Below are 18,044 nucleotides of genomic sequence, written 5' to 3' on the forward strand. Positions count from 1 at the left end.
GTCTTTTGGCGATAATGTCGCTGTAAAACTTAAGCTGCGTTGCGCTGTTTTACTTCTTCATCTAAGGCTTCTAGTTTTGCTTTCATCTCTTCACGACAAACATTCGCTAGCTCACGTACGCCTTCTTTGCCGTAACCTTCTGTGCTCACAGGAGGCAGCATCTCAATGATCACGTGACCATTGTTCCAGCGGTTCAGTTTGATGTGGTCAGTAGAGCTACACACAATTGGAATGATTGGCACTTCTGCACCGATAGCGGCATGGAAAGCGCCCGTTTTAAATGGTAGTAAACCGCGACCACGTGAACGTGTACCTTCAGGGAACATCCACACTGAAACATCACTATTTTTAATGCTGTCTACGACTTGGTCGATAGTGCCTTTTGCTTTAGAGCGGTTTGCACGGTCAATCAAAATGTTACCTGTTAGCCAGTAAAGCTGACCAAACAACGGCATCCACGCTAGACTCTTCTTACCTACTGTTACGACCTTAGGTGTAACGGCTGAAGAGACAGTGAAAAGGTCCCAGTTGTTCTGGTGGTTAGCTATGTAAACATGCTGACCACGAGAGTACGCATCTTCCGGAATACGCAGCTCTAGCTTGATACCAAACACACGCGACATTTTGCCGAATAGACGACCGAAGGTGAAAACGTGCTTAGGGTTTCGAGGGCTTAGTAGGCAGTAACCGCAACCACCAATAAACATCACAATTGCGAAAATTGCGACAGCAAATACACGTAACAGTGCAATCATTGTTGTTCTCCAGGAACCGGCTTTGCGCCAGCTACAGCTATTATTGTCTCTTTGAACATAGTCATGGACTATGACAGAAAGCGCGATATAAAAAAGCCGAAACCTGAGTTTCGGCTCTCTTCATATCTAGGTCAACTGCGGTGCAGTTTAACCTGCCTCACTCACGCGCTCAATATTTGCGCCAAGTGCAGACAGTTTATTTTCGATTTTGTCGTAACCGCGGTCGATATGGTAGATACGGTCAACGATGGTTTCGCCTTTTGCGATACAACCTGCAATCACCAAACTTGCCGAAGCTCGTAGGTCGGTTGCCATCACTTGTGCGCCACTTAGAGAATCTACGTCACCACAGATAACCGTGTTACCTTCGATTTCCGCTTTCGCGCCCATGCGCATCAATTCTGGTACGTGCATGAAACGGTTTTCGAAGATCGTTTCCGTGATCACGCCGCCGCCTTTCGCCATCATGTTCAATAGCGTGAATTGCGCCTGCATGTCAGTAGGGAAGCCTGGGTGCGGAGCCGTGCGGATGCTTACCGCTTTCAGCTCACGGTCAGTCATATCAACAGAAATCCAGTCTTCACCAGTTTCTACTAATGCGCCCGCCTCTTCTAGCTTCGCCAATACCGCTTCTAGAAGGTGTGCATTGGTGTTGCGACATACTACTTTGCCGCCAGAAACCGCTGCTGCAACTAGGAAGGTACCTGTTTCGATACGGTCAGCCACAACATTGTGCTTACCGCCACCTAGACGCTCAACACCCTCGATGGTGATGGTATCAGTACCTGCACCAGAGATTTTTGCGCCAAGTGTGTTTAGGAAGTCCGCTGTATCAACGATTTCAGGCTCGCGCGCTGCGTTGTCTAGCGTTGTCGTGCCTTCAGCAAGCGCTGCTGCACACATGATAGTGATCGTTGCACCAACACTCACTTTGTCCATCACAATGTGCGCGCCTTTTAGGCGACCATCAACTTCTGCTTTCACGTAACCATCTTCTAGTGTGATGGTTGCGCCAAGCTGTTCTAGACCAGTAATGTGTAAATCAACAGGACGAGCACCGATAGCACAACCGCCAGGTAGAGAAACCTGACCTTGGCCAAATCGAGCTACAAGAGGACCAAGCGCCCAAATAGATGCACGCATGGTTTTTACTAAATCGTAAGGAGCACAGTATTCGTTGATACTGCTTGGATCGACATGAACGGAACCATTACGGCTTACCTTTGCGCCAAGACGCTTAAGCAGTTCCATGGTGGTGTCGATATCACGAAGGTGTGGCACATTCGCCACTTCTACAGGCTCTTCCGCCAAGATAGACGCAAATAAAATCGGTAGTGCTGCGTTTTTTGCACCTGAAATGGTCACTTCACCAACCAGTGGTTTATCTGACCCAATAACTCGAAACTTTTCCATCAATAAACCTTAAAGCGACATTAGCTTCTTATCACGAGCCCACTCTTCTGGAGTGAACGCTTTGATCGATAACGCGTGAATGTCGTTACGCTGGATGTAATCCATCAGAGGACCGTAAATTAACTGCTGCTTCTTAACGCGGCTCATTCCATCGAAACAAGCATCAACAGCAACCACCTCATAGTGGCTACCTTCACCTTTTACATGCACTTCTTGAAGGTTTAGTGCTTCTTCTAGTAACTGTTGTACTTTTGCGCTATCCACAATTTACCCCTGATAATTCTGTATATGTTTGGCCACTAAAGATTCAACATTGCTCAATTGAAACAAAGTGCGCAATTGCGCCGGCACGAAACTGAGCATTATATGACAGTTTTGTTTTTTTTGCATGCTCTAATAAGTGGATTAACATCACCATTCCCGCAGAGTCAATGCGTTCAATCTCTTCTAACGAGCATTCTAGCTCGGTTTGAGAAGGTTGCCATTGCTGTGCCACTGCCCACAATGCTGGCACTGAATCACGATCCAGCGCCCCTGTAAGCTTAAGAATGTCTGCTTGTAATTGCCACTGAGAATGAGACTGCGCCATTACTTTGCCGCCTCGAAACGAATTGGCTGTGCTGCCAGTTTCTCTAAATCTTTCGCGACCGCTAGAATGCCTTCTTGGCGAATCTGAGTATTCCACTCTGATTGCTTGCTTGATAGTAGGCTGATGCCTTCTGCAACCATGTCGAATGCTAACCATTCACCTGTTTTCTTATCTTTACGCAGCTTAAACTCAAGTTTGATGTTTGGACGCGGTGCGTCGATGATATCAACCTTGATGCTCGTAATGCGTTTAGAAGGATCCAGCTTTGGCTCAGGGCCAAATTCAATTTGTTGATCCGAGTATTGCGTTAACACTTGCGCATATGAGGTCACCAAATAAGCACGGAATGCTGTGATGAACTCACCCACATCTTCACGCTTCGCACCTTTTAAGTTTGGACCAAGCAGTTTCAATGCTGCATAGCGATCGTTAACGTAAGGCATCAGCTCTTCTTCAACGATGGTCTTAAGCAAATTTGGATCTTGCTTAATTTGTGGCTGTTCAGCTTTCAAACGATCAAATGTCACTTCCGCAACTTGTCTCATCATTTGATAAGGCTGAGTTTTATCCACTTCTGCAGCCACTGCACCAAAAGCAGTAAACGCTGCTACGAATGAAAGTAATAGTCTCGAAAGCATGGGTTATTCCTTACTTGTATCACCAGAATCGCCTGAACCACCAATGCTGTATAGGACTTGGCCGATAAGGTCTTCCAGTACTAATGCAGATTTGGTGTCTTCGATGGTGTCACCATCAACAAGCATTTCTTCATCGTCAAAAACAAAGCCCGGTACCAAGCCAATGTACTGTTCACCAATCAATCCCGATGTCAAAATTTGCACACTAGAGGTTTCTGGGAACTGGTTGTATTGGCTGTTAATCGACAAGCTAACTACTGGTAATAGGCTATCAGGGTTAAGTGTAATGCTACTTACACGACCGATAACAACGCCGCCAACTTTCACTGGAGAGCGAACTTTCAAACTACCAATATTGTCGAACTCGGCTTTCAAGGTGTAAGTATTGCCAGAGCCAATGCTTTTTACGTCAGCAACCTGAAAAATCATCACAAGAATCGCGCAAATTCCTGCTAATACAAAGCTGCCAACCCATAATTCTGTTTTACGTGTTTGTTGCATGATTAATTCCCAAACATCAATGCGGTCAGTACAAAGTCTAGTCCCAGTACTGCTAAAGAAGAATGCACAACAGTGCGCGTCGTTGCTCGGCTGATCCCTTCCGAAGTAGGGATAGCGTCATAGCCATTAAATAGAGCGATCCAAGTAACGGTAATCGCAAACACGATACATTTGATCATGCTGTTACCGATGTCTTGGCCTAATTCAACCGAAGATTGCATTGCAGCCCAGAAGCTGCCGTGGTCTACGCCTTTCCAATCCACACCAACAAGCTGTGCGCCCCAAATACCCACAGCCATGAAGATCATCGCGAGTAGCGGCATTGAAATAGCACCCGCCCAAAAACGTGGTGCAATAACGCGTTTTAGCGGATCCACAGCCATCATTTCTAAGCTTGAAAGCTGCTCTGTGGCTTTCATCAATCCGATTTCTGCTGTCAGCGCAGAACCAGCACGACCAGCAAACAATAACGCAGTTACTACTGGCCCTAGCTCACGTAGTAGCGAAAGAGCGACCATTTGACCAAGGCTGCCTTCTGCTCCGTAATCCACCAGCACGACATAACCTTGCAAGCTAAGCACCATACCGATGAACAAACCAGAAACGACAATGATCGCTAGCGATTGCACGCCTACGGAATACAGCTGCTTAATCAGTAAAGGAAGGTTTTTGATTGGCTGTGGTCGAGTCACTAACGCACCAACAAGCATCAATGTTGCGCGACCGAACGCCTCACAAATAGCCAATGTGCGTCTGCCTAGTGAAGCGACAAATTGAATAAAGCTATCGACCATCAAATAAATCCTTTTCGATACTTTGAGCTGGGAAACGGAACGGTACTGGCCCATCCGCTTCGCCTTGTAAGAATTGCTGAACGCGAGGATCTTGGTTGTCCCTCAGTTCTTGAGGGGTACCAAAGGCAATCACTTTGCCATCAGCCATCAAGTAAACCCAATCCGCAATACTCATCACTTCTGGCACATCATGAGAAACGACGATAGAAGTCACGCCCAATGCTCGGTTAAGGTTACTGATCAACTCAACCAACACACCCATGGTAATAGGGTCCTGCCCCACAAACGGCTCGTCGTACATGATGAGGTCTGGATCAAGCGCAATCGCTCGAGCCAGTGCAGCACGACGCGCCATACCACCAGACAGTTCACTTGGCATCAGCTCTGCCGCACCACGAAGGCCTACCGCTTCAAGCTTTAACAACACCATGGTGCGGATGAGTTCTTCGGAAAGCTCGGTATGTTCACGTAAAGGAAATGCCACATTATCGAACACATTCAGGTCGGTAAATAGCGCCCCTGACTGGAACAACATGCTCATTTTTTTACGTGCGTGATACAGTTTTTTGCGTGACAACGCAGGAATGTTGTCACCATCAAACCAAATCTCACCCTGTTCAGGGTATATCTGACCGCCAATCAGGCGCAGCAGTGTCGTTTTACCGATACCCGACGGTCCCATAATGGCCGTCACCTTCCCTTTTGGTACGTGCAAATCAATACCATCAAAGATCTTGCGCTCGCCGCGTGAAAAGGTGAGATTGTTAACGGTAACTAAATCGTTGTTCGACATACTATCTCTTCTACTATTTGTGAGCGGTTCTCACAGAGTTGTAATCCAACTCAACCCCGATTGTTTTCAAGATATTACGTCGAGAATATCCTAAAGTGACTTCGGTACACTTATTAGGCTGCAATCATAAGCACATTGAACGTTAATTAAAAGCACTGTTCAATTAAATAGAGCCGACGAAATTCAAGCAAATCTTCATAAAATATGACGAAATGAAAGGAAGGTGTTTACATCTCACTCCAGATTAACCGCATTAAGAACGACGATTGAATGAGCAACAATTAAACACAATTTCGTTACTAACCTTTAATTTATTTGTTGTTTATCTTCCATTTTTGGCCGCAAAAGGTCAAAATTAGCGGTTACTCATTTCACTTATTTTATTACTTAGGAATCATCATGCTCGAAGCCGTAGCATTGCTTATCGTCGGTCTGGTCTTACTTGTTTGGAGTGCAGATAAACTTGTTTTTGGCTCTGCTGCTCTGGCCCGCAACGTCGGTATTTCACCTCTAGTGATCGGTATGACCATTCTTGCAATGGGCTCATCTGCACCAGAGATGATGGTTTCGGCAACCGCTGCATGGGATGGCAAAACCGATACCGCGGTTGGCAACGTGCTCGGTTCGAACATTGCTAATATTGCTTTGATCCTAGGTATTACTGCGATCATCAAACCACTTTCTATCAGCTCTGCCGTGATTCGCCGCGAACTGCCTTTGATGATAGCAGTTACTGTACTTGCTGGTATTTTACTGTGGGATAGCCACTTAGGCTTCTATGAAGGTATCTTGCTGTTTATTTTGTTCGGTGGATTCCTATTTGCCATGCTGCAAATTAGCCGTAAAGAACAGAAGGCTGGTGATGCGTTTGTTGATGAGCAAGAATCTGAAGTCCCAGAAGGCGTAACTAACCCGAAAGCAATCATGTGGGTTGTGATTGGCTTGATACTGCTTCCTTTGGCAGCAAGCATGCTGGTAGATAATGCCGTCATTATTGCGAAACACTTTGGCATGAGTGACCTAGTGATTGGCCTTACTATTATTGCTATCGGCACTAGCCTTCCAGAACTCGCTGCATCTCTTGCTGGCGTTCTAAAAGGCGAAGACGACATGGCCGTAGGTAACATCATCGGCTCAAACGTATTCAACATTCTTGCGGTTATGGGTCTACCTGGCATCATCAATCCATCGATGCTGAGCGAATACGCTATGGGTCGTGATTTCTGGGTGATGCTAGGGGTTTCTCTCCTTCTTGTGGCAATGTGTCTTGGTAAGTCACGCAGTATCAACCGCCTTGAAGGTGGTATCCTGTTTGTGTGTTTCTTAGGTTACCAAGTGTACCTATTCGCAAACATGGCCGCTTAATAACATAATAAGTAAAGACAAATTGGAGCACTGATATGTCCACTCAATTTGATTTTCGCGCTGCAGCTAAACAAGTTCTTGATATTGAGGTCTCAGCTTTACAACAGCTAGACCAATACTTTGACGCGCAGTTTGAACAAGCTTGCGAATTGATTCTTTCCAACAACGGCAAAGTTGTCGTGATGGGCATGGGCAAATCAGGCCATATTGGCAACAAGATTGCCGCAACGCTTGCCAGCACAGGCACCTCTGCGTTTTTTGTTCACCCAGGTGAAGCAGCACATGGTGACCTTGGCATGATCAGCGCGGGTGATATTGTTATTGCGATTTCAAACTCGGGAGAGTCTCATGAGATTTTGTCTCTATTCCCAGTTTTGAAACGCCTGAACATCAAAATCATCAGTATGACAGGCAAGCCAGAATCAAATATGGCAAAGCTGTCCGATCTGCATTTGCAAATTACAGTCCCTAAAGAAGCTTGTCCGCTGGGCCTTGCTCCAACAAGCAGCACAACGGCGACATTAGTAATGGGCGATGCCCTTGCAGTTGCGCTATTGCAAGCTCGTGGCTTCTCAGCGGAAGACTTTGCGTTATCACACCCTGGTGGTGCGCTGGGAAGAAAATTGCTGCTTAAGCTGTCTGATATAATGCACTTCGGTAATGCACTACCAAAAGTATCACCTGATGCGCTTATTCGTGACGCCTTGCTCGAGATTTCTGAAAAAGGCTTGGGCATGACAGCCATCGTCGATGAGCACGATGCTATGCTTGGTATATTCACCGATGGCGATTTACGTCGTACTTTGGATAAGCGCATTGATATCCACACCACAGCAATTGGTGAAGTGATGACGCAAAACCCAACTACAGCACATCCGGAGATGTTAGCGGTAGAGGGGTTGAATCTAATGCAAGACAAGAACATCAATGCTCTGATCTTGTGCGATAACAATAAGATTGTTGGCGCACTGAATATGCATGATTTATTGAAAGCTGGCGTGATGTAGTATTGCATCACCCAAAAGACTTAACGATTGATTTAACAGATTAAGGCAATGGTCAGGGAAGTACTGAGCTAAGATAAAGGCCTTTATTTTATGAGTTTTACTCGCCTTATTTATTTGCTCTTGATCTTTGTTGTCGCGTGGTGCGGTTATTACCTCATGACACCAAAAGGCAATGAAGATATTCAAGTAGCACCAAATTTAGAACTGCCTATGTTCAGTGGTACTGGACTAGAAAACATCACTTATGGTGAAGATGGTGTCCGCAGTTACATCATCCGTTCCACTAACTTGGATCACTATGCCAAGAGTGGAGACACGATTTTTAAGAGCCCAACACTGATGGTTTACCGTGAAGGTAGCGTCGTGGAGTGGAAAGTCACTGCGACAAAAGCAGTACTTGATGAAGACCAGATTCTGACCTTGTACGACAAAGTACTGATGCAGAATCTATTGCCTGGCGCGAGTTTCGATACCATGGCGACAGATAAATTGGTCATCAATCTCACCAATCGTGATTTTAAAGCCGATCAACAAGTAATGTTGGTTGGACCGCAATTTGAAACTACCGGAGGCGCAATGCAGGGCAACTTGAAAGCTCACACTGCGACTCTGACAGATGAAGTTCAAGGTCGATATGAAACCGTTACACCTTAGCCTACTGGCATTGGTTTTAGCAGCGCCGCAAGCGTTAGCACTTAAGTCGGATACTCAACAACCGGTTTACATCAATTCAGACACCCAACAGGTGGACATGAAGAGTAACCAGGTCATCTTTAAAGGTGATGTATCGCTTAAGCAAGGTAGCATCAATATCGATGCTGATAGAATCGTTGTGACTCGCGATCCTAAGACCGAGTCTATCAAGCAGATCCAAGCATTTGGTAAGCCTGCTACGTTTTCTCAGTTGATGGACGATGGCAAAACGCTAAGCGGCCAAGCAACTGAGTTAGACTACCGCATCTCTACTGATGAATTGACCATGAAAGGTCAAGCGCAACTGGCACAAGACGGCAATACCATCAAAAGTTCGTCGATTCGTTACCAAATTGGTCAACAGAAGCTAGTCGCCGACAGCTCGAAGGATGAGCGCGTAACCACCATCCTGCAACCGAATCAAATCGAGAACTAATATGGCAGTACTGAGTGCAAAGAACCTTGCGAAAAGCTACAAAAAGCGCAAGGTAGTTACCGATGTAAGTCTCGAAGTAGAATCTGGCCAAATCGTTGGTCTATTGGGTCCAAATGGTGCGGGTAAAACCACTTCGTTTTACATGATCGTAGGTTTGGTTCCGCGTGATGAAGGTACCATCACCATCGACAACCAAGACATCAGTATTTTACCGATGCACAGTCGCTCTCGCTTGGGTATCGGTTACCTGCCGCAAGAAGCGTCGATCTTCCGTAAGCTATCTGTTGAAGACAACATCATGGCCGTTCTCGAGACTCGCCAAGAACTGACTCGCGAAGAACGCCAAGACAAACTGGAAGATTTGTTGGAAGAATTCCACATACAGCACATACGCACCAGTGCGGGTATGGCACTATCAGGTGGTGAACGCCGCCGTGTAGAAATTGCTCGTGCATTGGCAGCAAACCCTCAGTTCATTTTGTTGGATGAACCGTTCGCGGGTGTTGACCCAATTTCGGTTAACGACATCAAAAAAATCTTGAACACTTGCGCGATCGCGCCTTGGCGTGTTAATCACAGACCATAACGTACGCGAAACCTTGGACGTTTGTGAAAAAGCCTATATCGTAAGTCAAGGACACCTCATCGCATCGGGAACTCCGGATGAAGTTCTCAATAACGAGCAAGTGAAACAAGTTTATCTCGGCGAACAATTCCGTCTATGATTACATTAGGAACGGTAAGATTCTGAGCATTACAAGGTAAGTAACACTGAATGAAACCTTCATTACAACTCAAGCTAGGTCAACAGTTAGCCATGACGCCACAGCTGCAGCAAGCGATTCGTTTGTTGCAATTGTCGACGCTCGATCTTCAACAAGAAATCCAAGAAGCGTTGGACTCCAACCCGCTACTGGAAGTTGAAGAAGGCCACGATGAGCCTCAAGCAAACGGTGAAGACAAATCAGCGTCTGAATCTGCTGATAACAGTGCGAACGAAGCTAACGATGCCTCAGAACCCGACCTTCCAGATAGCTCAGACGTGATTGAAAAATCTGAAATCAGCTCTGAGCTAGAAATTGATACCACTTGGGATGACGTATACAGCGCAAACACGGGCAGCACAGGCCTAGCGCTGGATGACGACATGCCAGTCTACCAAGGTGAGACCACGGAGTCGCTGCACGATTACCTCATGTGGCAGTTAGACTTAACACCTTTCAGTGAAACCGACCGCACCATCGCCCTCGCGATAATCGATGCCATCGACGACTACGGCTACCTAACCCTTTCTCCTGAAGAAATCCACGAAAGCTTCGATAACGAAGAAGTGGAATTGGATGAAGTAGAAGCGGTACGTAAGCGTATCCAACAATTTGACCCGCTCGGTGTAGCCTCTCGCAATCTGCAAGAGTGCCTATTGCTACAACTGGCAACTTTCCCTGAAGACACGCCATGGCTTGCTGAGGCGAAAATGGTGTTAAGCGATCACATCGACCACCTTGGCAATCGTGACTACAAGCTGGTCATCAAAGAGACTAAGCTTAAAGAAGCGGACTTGCGTGAAGTATTGAAGTTGATTCAACAACTTGACCCTCGCCCAGGTAGTCGTATCACACCCGATGACACTGAATACGTCATTCCGGATGTGTCCGTATTTAAAGATCATGGTAAGTGGACCGTCTCCATAAACCCTGACAGCATTCCGAAACTAAAAGTAAATCAACAATATGCGCAACTAGGCAAAGGAAACAGTGCGGATAGCCAGTACATTCGCAGCAATTTGCAAGAGGCAAAATGGCTGATTAAGAGCCTAGAAAGCAGAAACGAGACGCTTCTCAAAGTTGCAAGATGTATTGTTGAACATCAACAAGATTTCTTCGAGTATGGTGAAGAAGCCATGAAACCAATGGTGCTAAACGACGTAGCATTGGATGTGGACATGCATGAATCGACAATTTCTCGTGTAACAACACAGAAGTTTATGCATACCCCACGTGGCATTTTTGAATTGAAGTACTTCTTCTCTAGCCATGTTAGTACAGACAATGGTGGAGAGTGTTCGTCCACAGCAATTCGCGCACTCATCAAAAAGTTGGTCGCAGCGGAGAATACCGCTAAGCCACTGAGTGATAGCAAAATTGCTGCTCTTCTGGCTGACCAGGGGATTCAAGTCGCGAGACGTACGATAGCGAAATATCGTGAATCCTTGGGTATCGCCCCTTCGAGTCAGCGCAAACGCCTACTTTAGGCACCAACTGAAAAGGAAAGTCTATGCAAATCAATATTCAAGGCCATCACGTTGATCTTACCGATTCAATGCAAGACTATGTTCAATCTAAGTTTCAGAAGCTCGAAAGGTTCTTCGACCACATTAACCAAGTCCAAGTCGTACTAAAAGTTGAAAAACTCAACCAAATAGCGGAAGCTACGCTCCACATCAATCAAGGCGAAATCCACGCGTCATCGAACGACGAAAGTATGTATGCAGCAATTGATTCGCTGGTGGATAAATTAGTTCGTCAACTTAATAAGCACAAAGAAAAACTAAACAGTCATTAATCATGCAACTGAGCGAAATACTGTCACTGGACTGCACCAAAAGTGCAGTCCATTGTACAAGTAAGAAACGTGCCCTAGAAATGATCAGCCAAATTGTCGCTGAAAACACGGGCCAAGATTCTACAGAACTGTTTGAGTGTATGCTCAGCAGAGAAAAAATGGGTAGTACTGGTATCGGCAACGGTATTGCTATCCCTCACGCAAGAATGCAATCAAGCGACAAAGCCATCGCGGTGTTACTTCAGTGTGACGAAGCGATTGAATTTGACGCTATCGACAACCGACCTGTCGACCTTCTTTTTGCTCTCCTTGTACCTGAAGAACAGTGCAAAGAGCACCTCAAAACACTATCCTCTATGGCAGAGCGTCTAAGTGACAAGCAAGTGCTTAAAAGCTTACGTAACGCTCAGAGCGATGAAGAGCTCTACGACATTATGATTCATAAGTAATCAGGACGATCACCATGCGATTAATCGTTGTTAGCGGGCACTCTGGTGCCGGGAAAAGTGTTGCCCTGCGCGTACTTGAGGACTTAGGTTACTACTGCGTAGACAACCTACCGGTAAACTTACTTGACGCGTTTGTTCAGTCAGTATCTGAGAGCAAACAAAATGTCGCAGTAAGCATTGATATTCGAAATATCCCTAAGAAACTCAAAGAACTGAATACTACGCTAGAGAAGCTGAAGGCTGAACTGGATGTGACAGTACTGTTCTTAGACGCAAATAAAGAAACGCTTCTCACCCGCTACAGCGAAACACGTCGGATTCATCCGCTATCACTTGGCAGTCAGTCATTATCACTTGATCAGGCGATTGAGCTTGAACAAGAGATCTTAATGCCTCTGAAAGCACACGCAGACTTAGTTCTGAACAGTAGCGGTCAATCTCTGCATGATCTCAGTGAAACCGTACGTATGCGTGTGGAAGGCCGAGAACGAAAAGACTTAGTCATGGTGTTTGAGTCGTTTGGTTTCAAATACGGATTACCATCTGATGCAGATTACGTGTTCGATGTGCGTTTCTTGCCAAACCCACACTGGGAGCCAGCGCTGCGCCCTCTCACTGGTTTAGATGGCCCGATCGGCGCCTTCTTAGAGCAACACCAGTCGGTACTTGATCTGAAATACCAAATTGAAAGCTTTATAGAGACTTGGTTACCACTATTAGAGAAAAACAACCGTAGTTACCTGACCGTTGCGATCGGTTGTACTGGTGGTAAGCACCGCTCGGTTTACCTCACTCAAAAAATCGGTGAGTACTTTGCTGACAAAGGACACCAAGTACAAATTCGCCACACCTCATTGGAAAAGAACGTTAAGGAATAACGGTGGAATTAAGTCGTAAAGTACTGATCCAAAACCGCCTAGGCTTGCACGCTCGTGCTGCGGTTAAACTGGTAGAACTGGCACAAAGCTTCGACGCGGTGATCACCATCGACAACGAAGAAGACAAAACCGCGACCGCAGACAGCGTCATGGGATTGTTGATGCTGGAATCAGCCCAAGGACAATACGTGACCATCCACGCCACTGGCGATCAATCTGAGCAAGCTCTTGATGCGGTTTGCCATTTGATTGAAGATAAGTTTGACGAAGGCGAGTGATTCACTCGCTTTTTTATTATCTCTAGCCAGATATCCCACATATACCCAAGTAACCTCGAGATGCTAGGTTCAGCGAGACTGACTTGGTTTGTAGACGCGGCGGCGATTTAAAGGTTTAGTGGGTCTAAATCAAGAATCGACAACAAAGTATACAAGCCAAGGCAGCTCGCCCTTTGGGAGCGTGTCATTGACCCGATTGCTGCGTCAAACAACTTGGAAAGAGCTGGCTATTACACTGCGTTGTTTTCCTTGCTCTCGAATCAATGACAACGCTCTGAATCCTGCATCTTGAAGTCACTTGGGTATAACTTTCACCTCCTGCTTAAATTCCGATAAATAATTTTGTCGACTTTCATAAGTTGTTATTAAAAGGTGCCTAGAATTAAGTTATTATTCAAAGCATTGTAAATATCAGGAATTGGGAGGAATGAATGGCAGAGCAAATAGAATTCGACCAAGCTCACCAAGCCCTCCAAGAAGTCACTGAAGCGCTGGAAAACGGCCGCTTCGTCCATGTTCGTCGACAACTTCAGGACATGGAGCCTGAGGATATTGCCCACCTTTTAGAAGCCTCCCCACGTAAAAGTCGTGAAGTTCTTTGGCAACTCACCGACCCAGAAGATTACGGTGAGATTCTTGACGAGCTAAACGAAGACGTTAAAGACAGTCTTGTGTCCAAAATGGCTCCTGAAGCGCTTGCAGAAGCGACAGAAGGCATGGACACCGATGACGTGGCTTACGTACTGCGTAGCTTGCCTGACGACGTCTCACGTGAAGTTCTGTCCCAGATGGATAGTGCAGATCGTCTGCGCGTGGAAACCGCCCTATCCTACCCTGAGGATACCGCGGGTGGGCTGATGAACACCGACGTAATCACCATTCGTGGTGACGTTGATGTAGATGTAGTCCTGCGTTATCTACGTATGAAAGGCGAACTGCCTGAAGCAACTGATGCGCTGTACGTCATTGATGATGAGAGCAAACTGATTGGTGAACTACCGATCACGACTCTGATCACCACGCAACCTGATGTCAAAGTCAGTGAAGTGATGGAAGACGCCGACGATGCAATTACAGTGGATACCAGTGACTCTGATGTCGCTAGCCTGTTTGAACGTCGTAACTGGGTATCTGCTCCGGTTGTCGATGAAAATCAGCACCTCGTTGGTCGTATCACCATCGATGACGTGGTCGACGTTATCCGTGAAGATGCCGAACACTCAATGATGAGTATGGCGGGTATGGATGACGACGAAGATACCTTCGCGCCTGTAGTAAAGTCTGCTCGTAAACGCAGTATTTGGCTTGGTGCCAACGTACTTGCTGCACTGGCAGCTGCTTCTGTCTCCAACATGTTTGAAGCGACTCTAGACCAAATGGCTGCGATTGCTGTCCTAATGACGATCGTGCCTTCAATGGGTGGTGTAGCAGGTAACCAAACCGTTGCACTTGTAATCCGTGGCTTAGCGCTCGGTCATATCGGTGACTCGAACAAACGCGAACTCTTGATGAAAGAAGCCGCCATCGGCTTGCTGAACGGCATCATGTGGGCGCTGATCATCGGTGGTATTGTGGTTGCTTGGAAAGGCAACTGGATGCTTGGTGGGATTATCTCCGCAGCCATGCTGACCAACCTACTGGTTGCAGGTGTTGCCGGTGTTACCATCCCAATCCTACTGAAGAAAATGAACATCGACCCAGCCCTAGCTGGCGGCATGGCGTTGACGACGGTGACTGATGTGATTGGTCTATCTGTCTTCCTTGGCCTCGCGACCTTGATGATTTAGCCTCAGTAATGACCATTAGGTAACGAATAATAAAAAAGCCTGATGAACAAATCAGGCTTTTTCGTATCTAGCGGTTAGTGAGTTTACTCACCAGCAACCTTCATGGTATCCAACAAGATCGAGCCAGTTTGGATTTGTGAGCGTGTTTCTACGTCGCTACCCACAGCCACAATCTGATTGAACATATCTTTCAAGTTACCCGCGATAGTAATTTCAGATACTGGGTATTGGATTTCACCGTTTTCTACCCAGAAACCTGCTGCACCGCGAGAGTAATCGCCAGTCACCACGTTTACGCCTTGACCCATGGTCTCTGTTACCAGTAGACCGGTACCCAGCTCTTTCAGCATTTGCTCGAAGTTTTGACCTGTCGACTTCACGTACCAGTTATGGATACCACCAGCGTGACCCGTTGGGTCCATCTTCATCTTGCGAGCGGCATAGCTGGTTAGCAAGTAAGTTGCTAAAACACCATCGGTGATGATTTCACGATCTTGCGTGTAAACGCCTTCGCTATCGAACGGGCTGGAAGCCAATCCACGTAGTACGTGTGGACGCTCAGAAATGTTGAACCACTCCGGCAAGACTTGCTTACCAAGATGATCCAATAGGAAAGAAGACTTACGGTATAGGTTGCCACCGCTGATTGCCATCACTAGGTGACCAATCAAGCCTGTCGCTACATCCGCAGCAAACATCACCGGGTATTTGCCTGTCTTAAGCTTTTGCGCATCAAGGCGGCTGATGGTTTTCTCTGCAGCGTTGCGACCAACCGTTTCTGGTGTCCAAAGATCATCACGATGACGCGCAACGGTGTAGCTGTAATCACGTTCCATCTCACCGTTTTGACCCACACCAATCACACAACAGCTGGTGCTATGACGGCTGGATGAGTAGCTGGCTAACAAGCCGTGACTATTACCATACACTTTTACGCCGTAGTGGCTATCGTAGCTTGCACCATCGCTTTGCTTAATCGCATCGCTGTAGTTCAACGCTTCTTTTTCAGCAGCAATCGCGACTTGCGCTGCGTAGTCTGGATCGGGAGCATCTGGGTGGAAAAGGTCTAAGTCTGGTACCTCTTTCACCATGTATTCTTTTGGAGCAGGACCTGCGAATGGGTCTTCTGATGTGTATTGAGCAATGTCTAGTGCTGCTAAGACCGTTTGCTCGATAGCAGCTTCACTCAAGTCAGATGTGGAAGCACTGCCTTTGCGTTGACCACGGTAGACGGTGATACCCAGTGCGCCATCGCTATTGAATTCAACGTTTTCCACGTCACCCATGCGAGTGGAAACACTCAAACCTGTGCTCTTGGTGATTGCGACTTCAGCGGCATCAGACTTCGCCGCAGCGATTTCTAGTGCACGTGAAACGGCTTGTTCTAGCTCGGTACGTTGCTCAGCAACCTGCTGTTTAATATCCATTGTCTTTCACATCATGTATTCGATGCACAATAGAATAACAAGAATTTCGCTTTCTCCCCACGATTCTTGTTAAAATAGTCATAATATTAATCAAAACACAGGCAACTGAAATGGCACGTAAGAATCAAAAAGCGCCATGGGAACCAGAAGAAGAGATCATCTGGGTAAGTAAATCCGAGATGAAGCGAGACATGGAAGAGCTGCAAAAGCTAGGTGAAGAGCTTGTAGGCCTAAAGCCAGCTGTTCTAGATAAGTTTCCATTGAGCGAAGACCTACGAGAAGCGGTTGCTGATGCACAACGCTTTAAAAACGAAGCGCGTCGTCGTCAGCTACAACGTATTGGTAAGCTAATGCGTTACGAAGATCCAGAACCAATCCAAGCGGCACTGGATAAAATCCGCAACAAGCACTCACAAGCGACTGCTGCTCTGCACAAGCTAGAAGCGCTGCGTGATCGCGTTGTGGAAGAAGGCGATAAAGCGATTGATGACGTAATGGAACTGTACCCAGAAGCGGATCGTCAACGTTTACGTCAACTTGCTCGCCAAGCAGCGAAAGAGAAGAAAGCCGGTAAACCAGCAAAATCTTACCGTGAAATCTTCCAAATTCTTAAAGCGTTTGAAGAAGAAATGTAATTCAACGCTCAAGAACGTAAAAAGCAGACCTTTGTGTCTGCTTTTTTCATGCCTATTTTCTGCTATTACGCCAAGCGATTGAGACTTTCACCGCGCTCAAAGGCGTTAATATTCTCAATCAAGATCTCAGCTAAACGCTGAATCGATGAGTCACTGCCCCAGGCAACGTGTGGCGTCAGCAATAGGTTAGGCAAGTGCATATTGGCAATCAGCGGGTTGCTTTCATAAGCGGGTTCTTGGGTAAAGACATCAACCCCAGCACCAGCAATCTCACCTTGCTTTAAGCCGTCCACTAAAGCTTGTTCATCCACCAAGCCACCACGTCCGGTATTAATCAAAATCGATGTAGGCTTCATCAACTTGAGTTCTGCCTCACCAATCAAATTATGTGTTTCATCATTCAGTGGACAATGCAGTGTGATGGCGTCCGCTTGCTCAAGAACCTCAGCAAAAGAAACATAACCTTCTCGGCACTCCGTTACGCCTTTGCGCTCCGAAAACACCACGTTCATCCCTAACGCTTGTGCCAGTTTTGCTGTTGCTTGACCTAATGCGCCGCTGCCAACCACACCCAAAGTGCTACCTGCCACATCGCCAATCGGATGCGTAAAGAAACAGAACTGTTTATTGCGTTGCCACTCGCCCGATGCGATATCTTGGTGATAACCAAACAAGTTACGACGCAAAGCAAACAGCATCGCGATAACGTGTTCTGGCACAGAGCGAGTCGCATAGCCACGCACGTTCGCGACCGCAACATTGTGCTCAGCGCAATAGTTGATATCGACGTTGTTGAACCCCGTGGCCGCCACGGCAATCATCTTGAGATTAGGAAGCTGAGATAGAACAGCTTGGTCGAGCACCACTTTGTTACTGATAACGATATCCGCATCAGTGAGACGCTCAATCACTTGCTCTGGAGAAGTCAGATCGTATTCCACCCAATCATGGGCAAAGCTCGGGCGGGGCACCTGAATTTGAACGGGGATGGTCGCACGGTCGAGGAAGACCACTTTAGGCAGTGACATAACAACTCCTTGTTCA

20 protein-coding genes and 2 pseudogenes are annotated in these 18,044 nt (G+C 46.7%); 12 read left to right on the forward strand and 10 right to left on the reverse strand.

The window, feature by feature from the left end:
- Positions 1 to 29 precede the first annotated feature (29 nt).
- The 8 genes and pseudogenes from KHO06_RS14640 to mlaF form a co-directional block, all read right to left on the reverse strand.
- Positions 30 to 755, reverse strand: a complete 726-nt coding sequence (locus tag KHO06_RS14640; protein WP_038891164.1) for a 1-acylglycerol-3-phosphate O-acyltransferase — start codon at positions 753 to 755, stop codon at positions 30 to 32.
- 147 nt (positions 756 to 902) lie between these two features.
- Positions 903 to 2,168 carry a UDP-N-acetylglucosamine 1-carboxyvinyltransferase gene (murA, locus tag KHO06_RS14645; protein WP_005432829.1) on the reverse strand — a complete coding sequence of 422 codons (1,266 nt, stop codon included), beginning with the start codon at positions 2,166 to 2,168 and terminating at the stop codon, positions 903 to 905.
- 9 nt (positions 2,169 to 2,177) lie between these two features.
- On the reverse strand, positions 2,178 to 2,432 hold the full coding sequence (gene ibaG, locus KHO06_RS14650) for a BolA family iron metabolism protein IbaG (RefSeq protein WP_005432865.1): 255 nt from the start codon (positions 2,430 to 2,432) through the stop codon (positions 2,178 to 2,180).
- Positions 2,433 to 2,435: 3 nt separating this feature from the next.
- Positions 2,436 to 2,757, reverse strand: a pseudogene (locus tag KHO06_RS14655) (lipid asymmetry maintenance protein MlaB).
- Positions 2,757 to 3,395 (reverse strand): phospholipid-binding protein MlaC, encoded by a 639-nt coding sequence (gene mlaC / locus KHO06_RS14660; protein ID WP_005535407.1) that lies wholly within the window; start codon positions 3,393 to 3,395, stop codon positions 2,757 to 2,759. Before mlaC ends, KHO06_RS14655 begins: the two are co-directional and overlap by 1 nt.
- 3 nt (positions 3,396 to 3,398) lie before the next feature.
- Complete coding sequence (mlaD, locus tag KHO06_RS14665; protein ID WP_005432853.1) at positions 3,399 to 3,896, reverse strand: outer membrane lipid asymmetry maintenance protein MlaD; 498 nt, start codon at positions 3,894 to 3,896, stop codon at positions 3,399 to 3,401.
- A 2-nt stretch (positions 3,897 to 3,898) separates the two neighbouring features.
- Positions 3,899 to 4,690: a lipid asymmetry maintenance ABC transporter permease subunit MlaE gene (gene mlaE / locus KHO06_RS14670; RefSeq protein WP_005535409.1), complete on the reverse strand. Its 792-nt coding sequence runs from the start codon at positions 4,688 to 4,690 to the stop codon at positions 3,899 to 3,901.
- Positions 4,680 to 5,483 carry a phospholipid ABC transporter ATP-binding protein MlaF gene (gene mlaF / locus KHO06_RS14675; protein ID WP_005535411.1) on the reverse strand — a complete coding sequence of 268 codons (804 nt, stop codon included), beginning with the start codon at positions 5,481 to 5,483 and terminating at the stop codon, positions 4,680 to 4,682. The genes mlaE and mlaF overlap by 11 nt, the downstream gene beginning before the upstream one ends.
- Before the next feature lie 399 nt (positions 5,484 to 5,882).
- Here mlaF and KHO06_RS14680 point away from each other — a divergent pair, with 399 nt between their 5' ends.
- The 11 genes and pseudogenes from KHO06_RS14680 to mgtE all read left to right on the forward strand — a co-directional run bounded on the left by KHO06_RS14680 (position 5,883) and on the right by mgtE (position 14,938).
- Positions 5,883 to 6,848 (forward strand): calcium/sodium antiporter, encoded by a 966-nt coding sequence (locus tag KHO06_RS14680; protein WP_038891160.1) that lies wholly within the window; start codon positions 5,883 to 5,885, stop codon positions 6,846 to 6,848.
- A 35-nt stretch (positions 6,849 to 6,883) separates the two neighbouring features.
- Positions 6,884 to 7,855 carry an arabinose-5-phosphate isomerase KdsD gene (gene kdsD, locus KHO06_RS14685; RefSeq protein ID WP_045367607.1) on the forward strand — a complete coding sequence of 324 codons (972 nt, stop codon included), beginning with the start codon at positions 6,884 to 6,886 and terminating at the stop codon, positions 7,853 to 7,855.
- A gap of 90 nt (positions 7,856 to 7,945) precedes the next feature.
- The gene (lptC, locus tag KHO06_RS14690; RefSeq protein ID WP_005535416.1) at positions 7,946 to 8,509 is read left to right on the forward strand and encodes an LPS export ABC transporter periplasmic protein LptC; all 564 of its coding nucleotides are present in this window, start codon (positions 7,946 to 7,948) and stop codon (positions 8,507 to 8,509) included.
- Positions 8,490 to 8,984 carry a lipopolysaccharide transport periplasmic protein LptA gene (gene lptA / locus KHO06_RS14695; RefSeq protein WP_212581804.1) on the forward strand — a complete coding sequence of 165 codons (495 nt, stop codon included), beginning with the start codon at positions 8,490 to 8,492 and terminating at the stop codon, positions 8,982 to 8,984. Before lptC ends, lptA begins: the two co-directional genes overlap by 20 nt.
- Position 8,985: 1 nt before the next feature.
- Positions 8,986 to 9,709, forward strand: a pseudogene (gene lptB, locus KHO06_RS14700) (LPS export ABC transporter ATP-binding protein).
- A 50-nt stretch (positions 9,710 to 9,759) separates the two neighbouring features.
- On the forward strand, positions 9,760 to 11,235 hold the full coding sequence (locus KHO06_RS14705) for an RNA polymerase factor sigma-54 (RefSeq protein WP_005432834.1): 1,476 nt from the start codon (positions 9,760 to 9,762) through the stop codon (positions 11,233 to 11,235).
- Between the two features lie 23 nt (positions 11,236 to 11,258).
- Positions 11,259 to 11,546 (forward strand): ribosome hibernation promoting factor, encoded by a 288-nt coding sequence (hpf, locus tag KHO06_RS14710; RefSeq protein ID WP_005432838.1) that lies wholly within the window; start codon positions 11,259 to 11,261, stop codon positions 11,544 to 11,546.
- A gap of 2 nt (positions 11,547 to 11,548) precedes the next feature.
- Complete coding sequence (gene ptsN, locus KHO06_RS14715; RefSeq protein WP_005432846.1) at positions 11,549 to 11,995, forward strand: PTS IIA-like nitrogen regulatory protein PtsN; 447 nt, start codon at positions 11,549 to 11,551, stop codon at positions 11,993 to 11,995.
- 14 nt (positions 11,996 to 12,009) lie between these two features.
- Complete coding sequence (rapZ, locus tag KHO06_RS14720; protein WP_005432858.1) at positions 12,010 to 12,873, forward strand: RNase adapter RapZ; 864 nt, start codon at positions 12,010 to 12,012, stop codon at positions 12,871 to 12,873.
- Positions 12,874 to 12,875: 2 nt separating this feature from the next.
- Positions 12,876 to 13,151: an HPr family phosphocarrier protein gene (locus KHO06_RS14725; RefSeq protein WP_005432843.1), complete on the forward strand. Its 276-nt coding sequence runs from the start codon at positions 12,876 to 12,878 to the stop codon at positions 13,149 to 13,151.
- A 431-nt stretch (positions 13,152 to 13,582) separates the two neighbouring features.
- Positions 13,583 to 14,938 carry a magnesium transporter gene (mgtE, locus tag KHO06_RS14730; protein WP_010450444.1) on the forward strand — a complete coding sequence of 452 codons (1,356 nt, stop codon included), beginning with the start codon at positions 13,583 to 13,585 and terminating at the stop codon, positions 14,936 to 14,938.
- Positions 14,939 to 15,021: 83 nt separating this feature from the next.
- Here the strand turns inward: mgtE and pmbA are convergent, their stop codons facing one another.
- Positions 15,022 to 16,365 (reverse strand): metalloprotease PmbA, encoded by a 1,344-nt coding sequence (gene pmbA / locus KHO06_RS14735; RefSeq protein WP_045454961.1) that lies wholly within the window; start codon positions 16,363 to 16,365, stop codon positions 15,022 to 15,024.
- Between the two features lie 110 nt (positions 16,366 to 16,475).
- Here pmbA and yjgA point away from each other — a divergent pair, with 110 nt between their 5' ends.
- A complete protein-coding gene (gene yjgA / locus KHO06_RS14740; RefSeq protein ID WP_010450448.1) occupies positions 16,476 to 17,000 on the forward strand; it encodes a ribosome biogenesis factor YjgA in 525 nt (174 codons plus the stop codon).
- A 65-nt stretch (positions 17,001 to 17,065) separates the two neighbouring features.
- On the opposite strand, the gene KHO06_RS14745 is transcribed toward yjgA, so the two are convergent.
- Positions 17,066 to 18,028, reverse strand: coding sequence for a D-2-hydroxyacid dehydrogenase (locus KHO06_RS14745; RefSeq protein WP_212581805.1), 963 nt, complete (start codon positions 18,026 to 18,028; stop codon positions 17,066 to 17,068).
- Positions 18,029 to 18,044: the final 16 nt, after the last annotated feature.

It is taken from the genome of Vibrio sp. B1FIG11 (assembly GCF_905175335.1).
Lineage (GTDB): Bacteria > Pseudomonadota > Gammaproteobacteria > Enterobacterales > Vibrionaceae > Vibrio > Vibrio campbellii.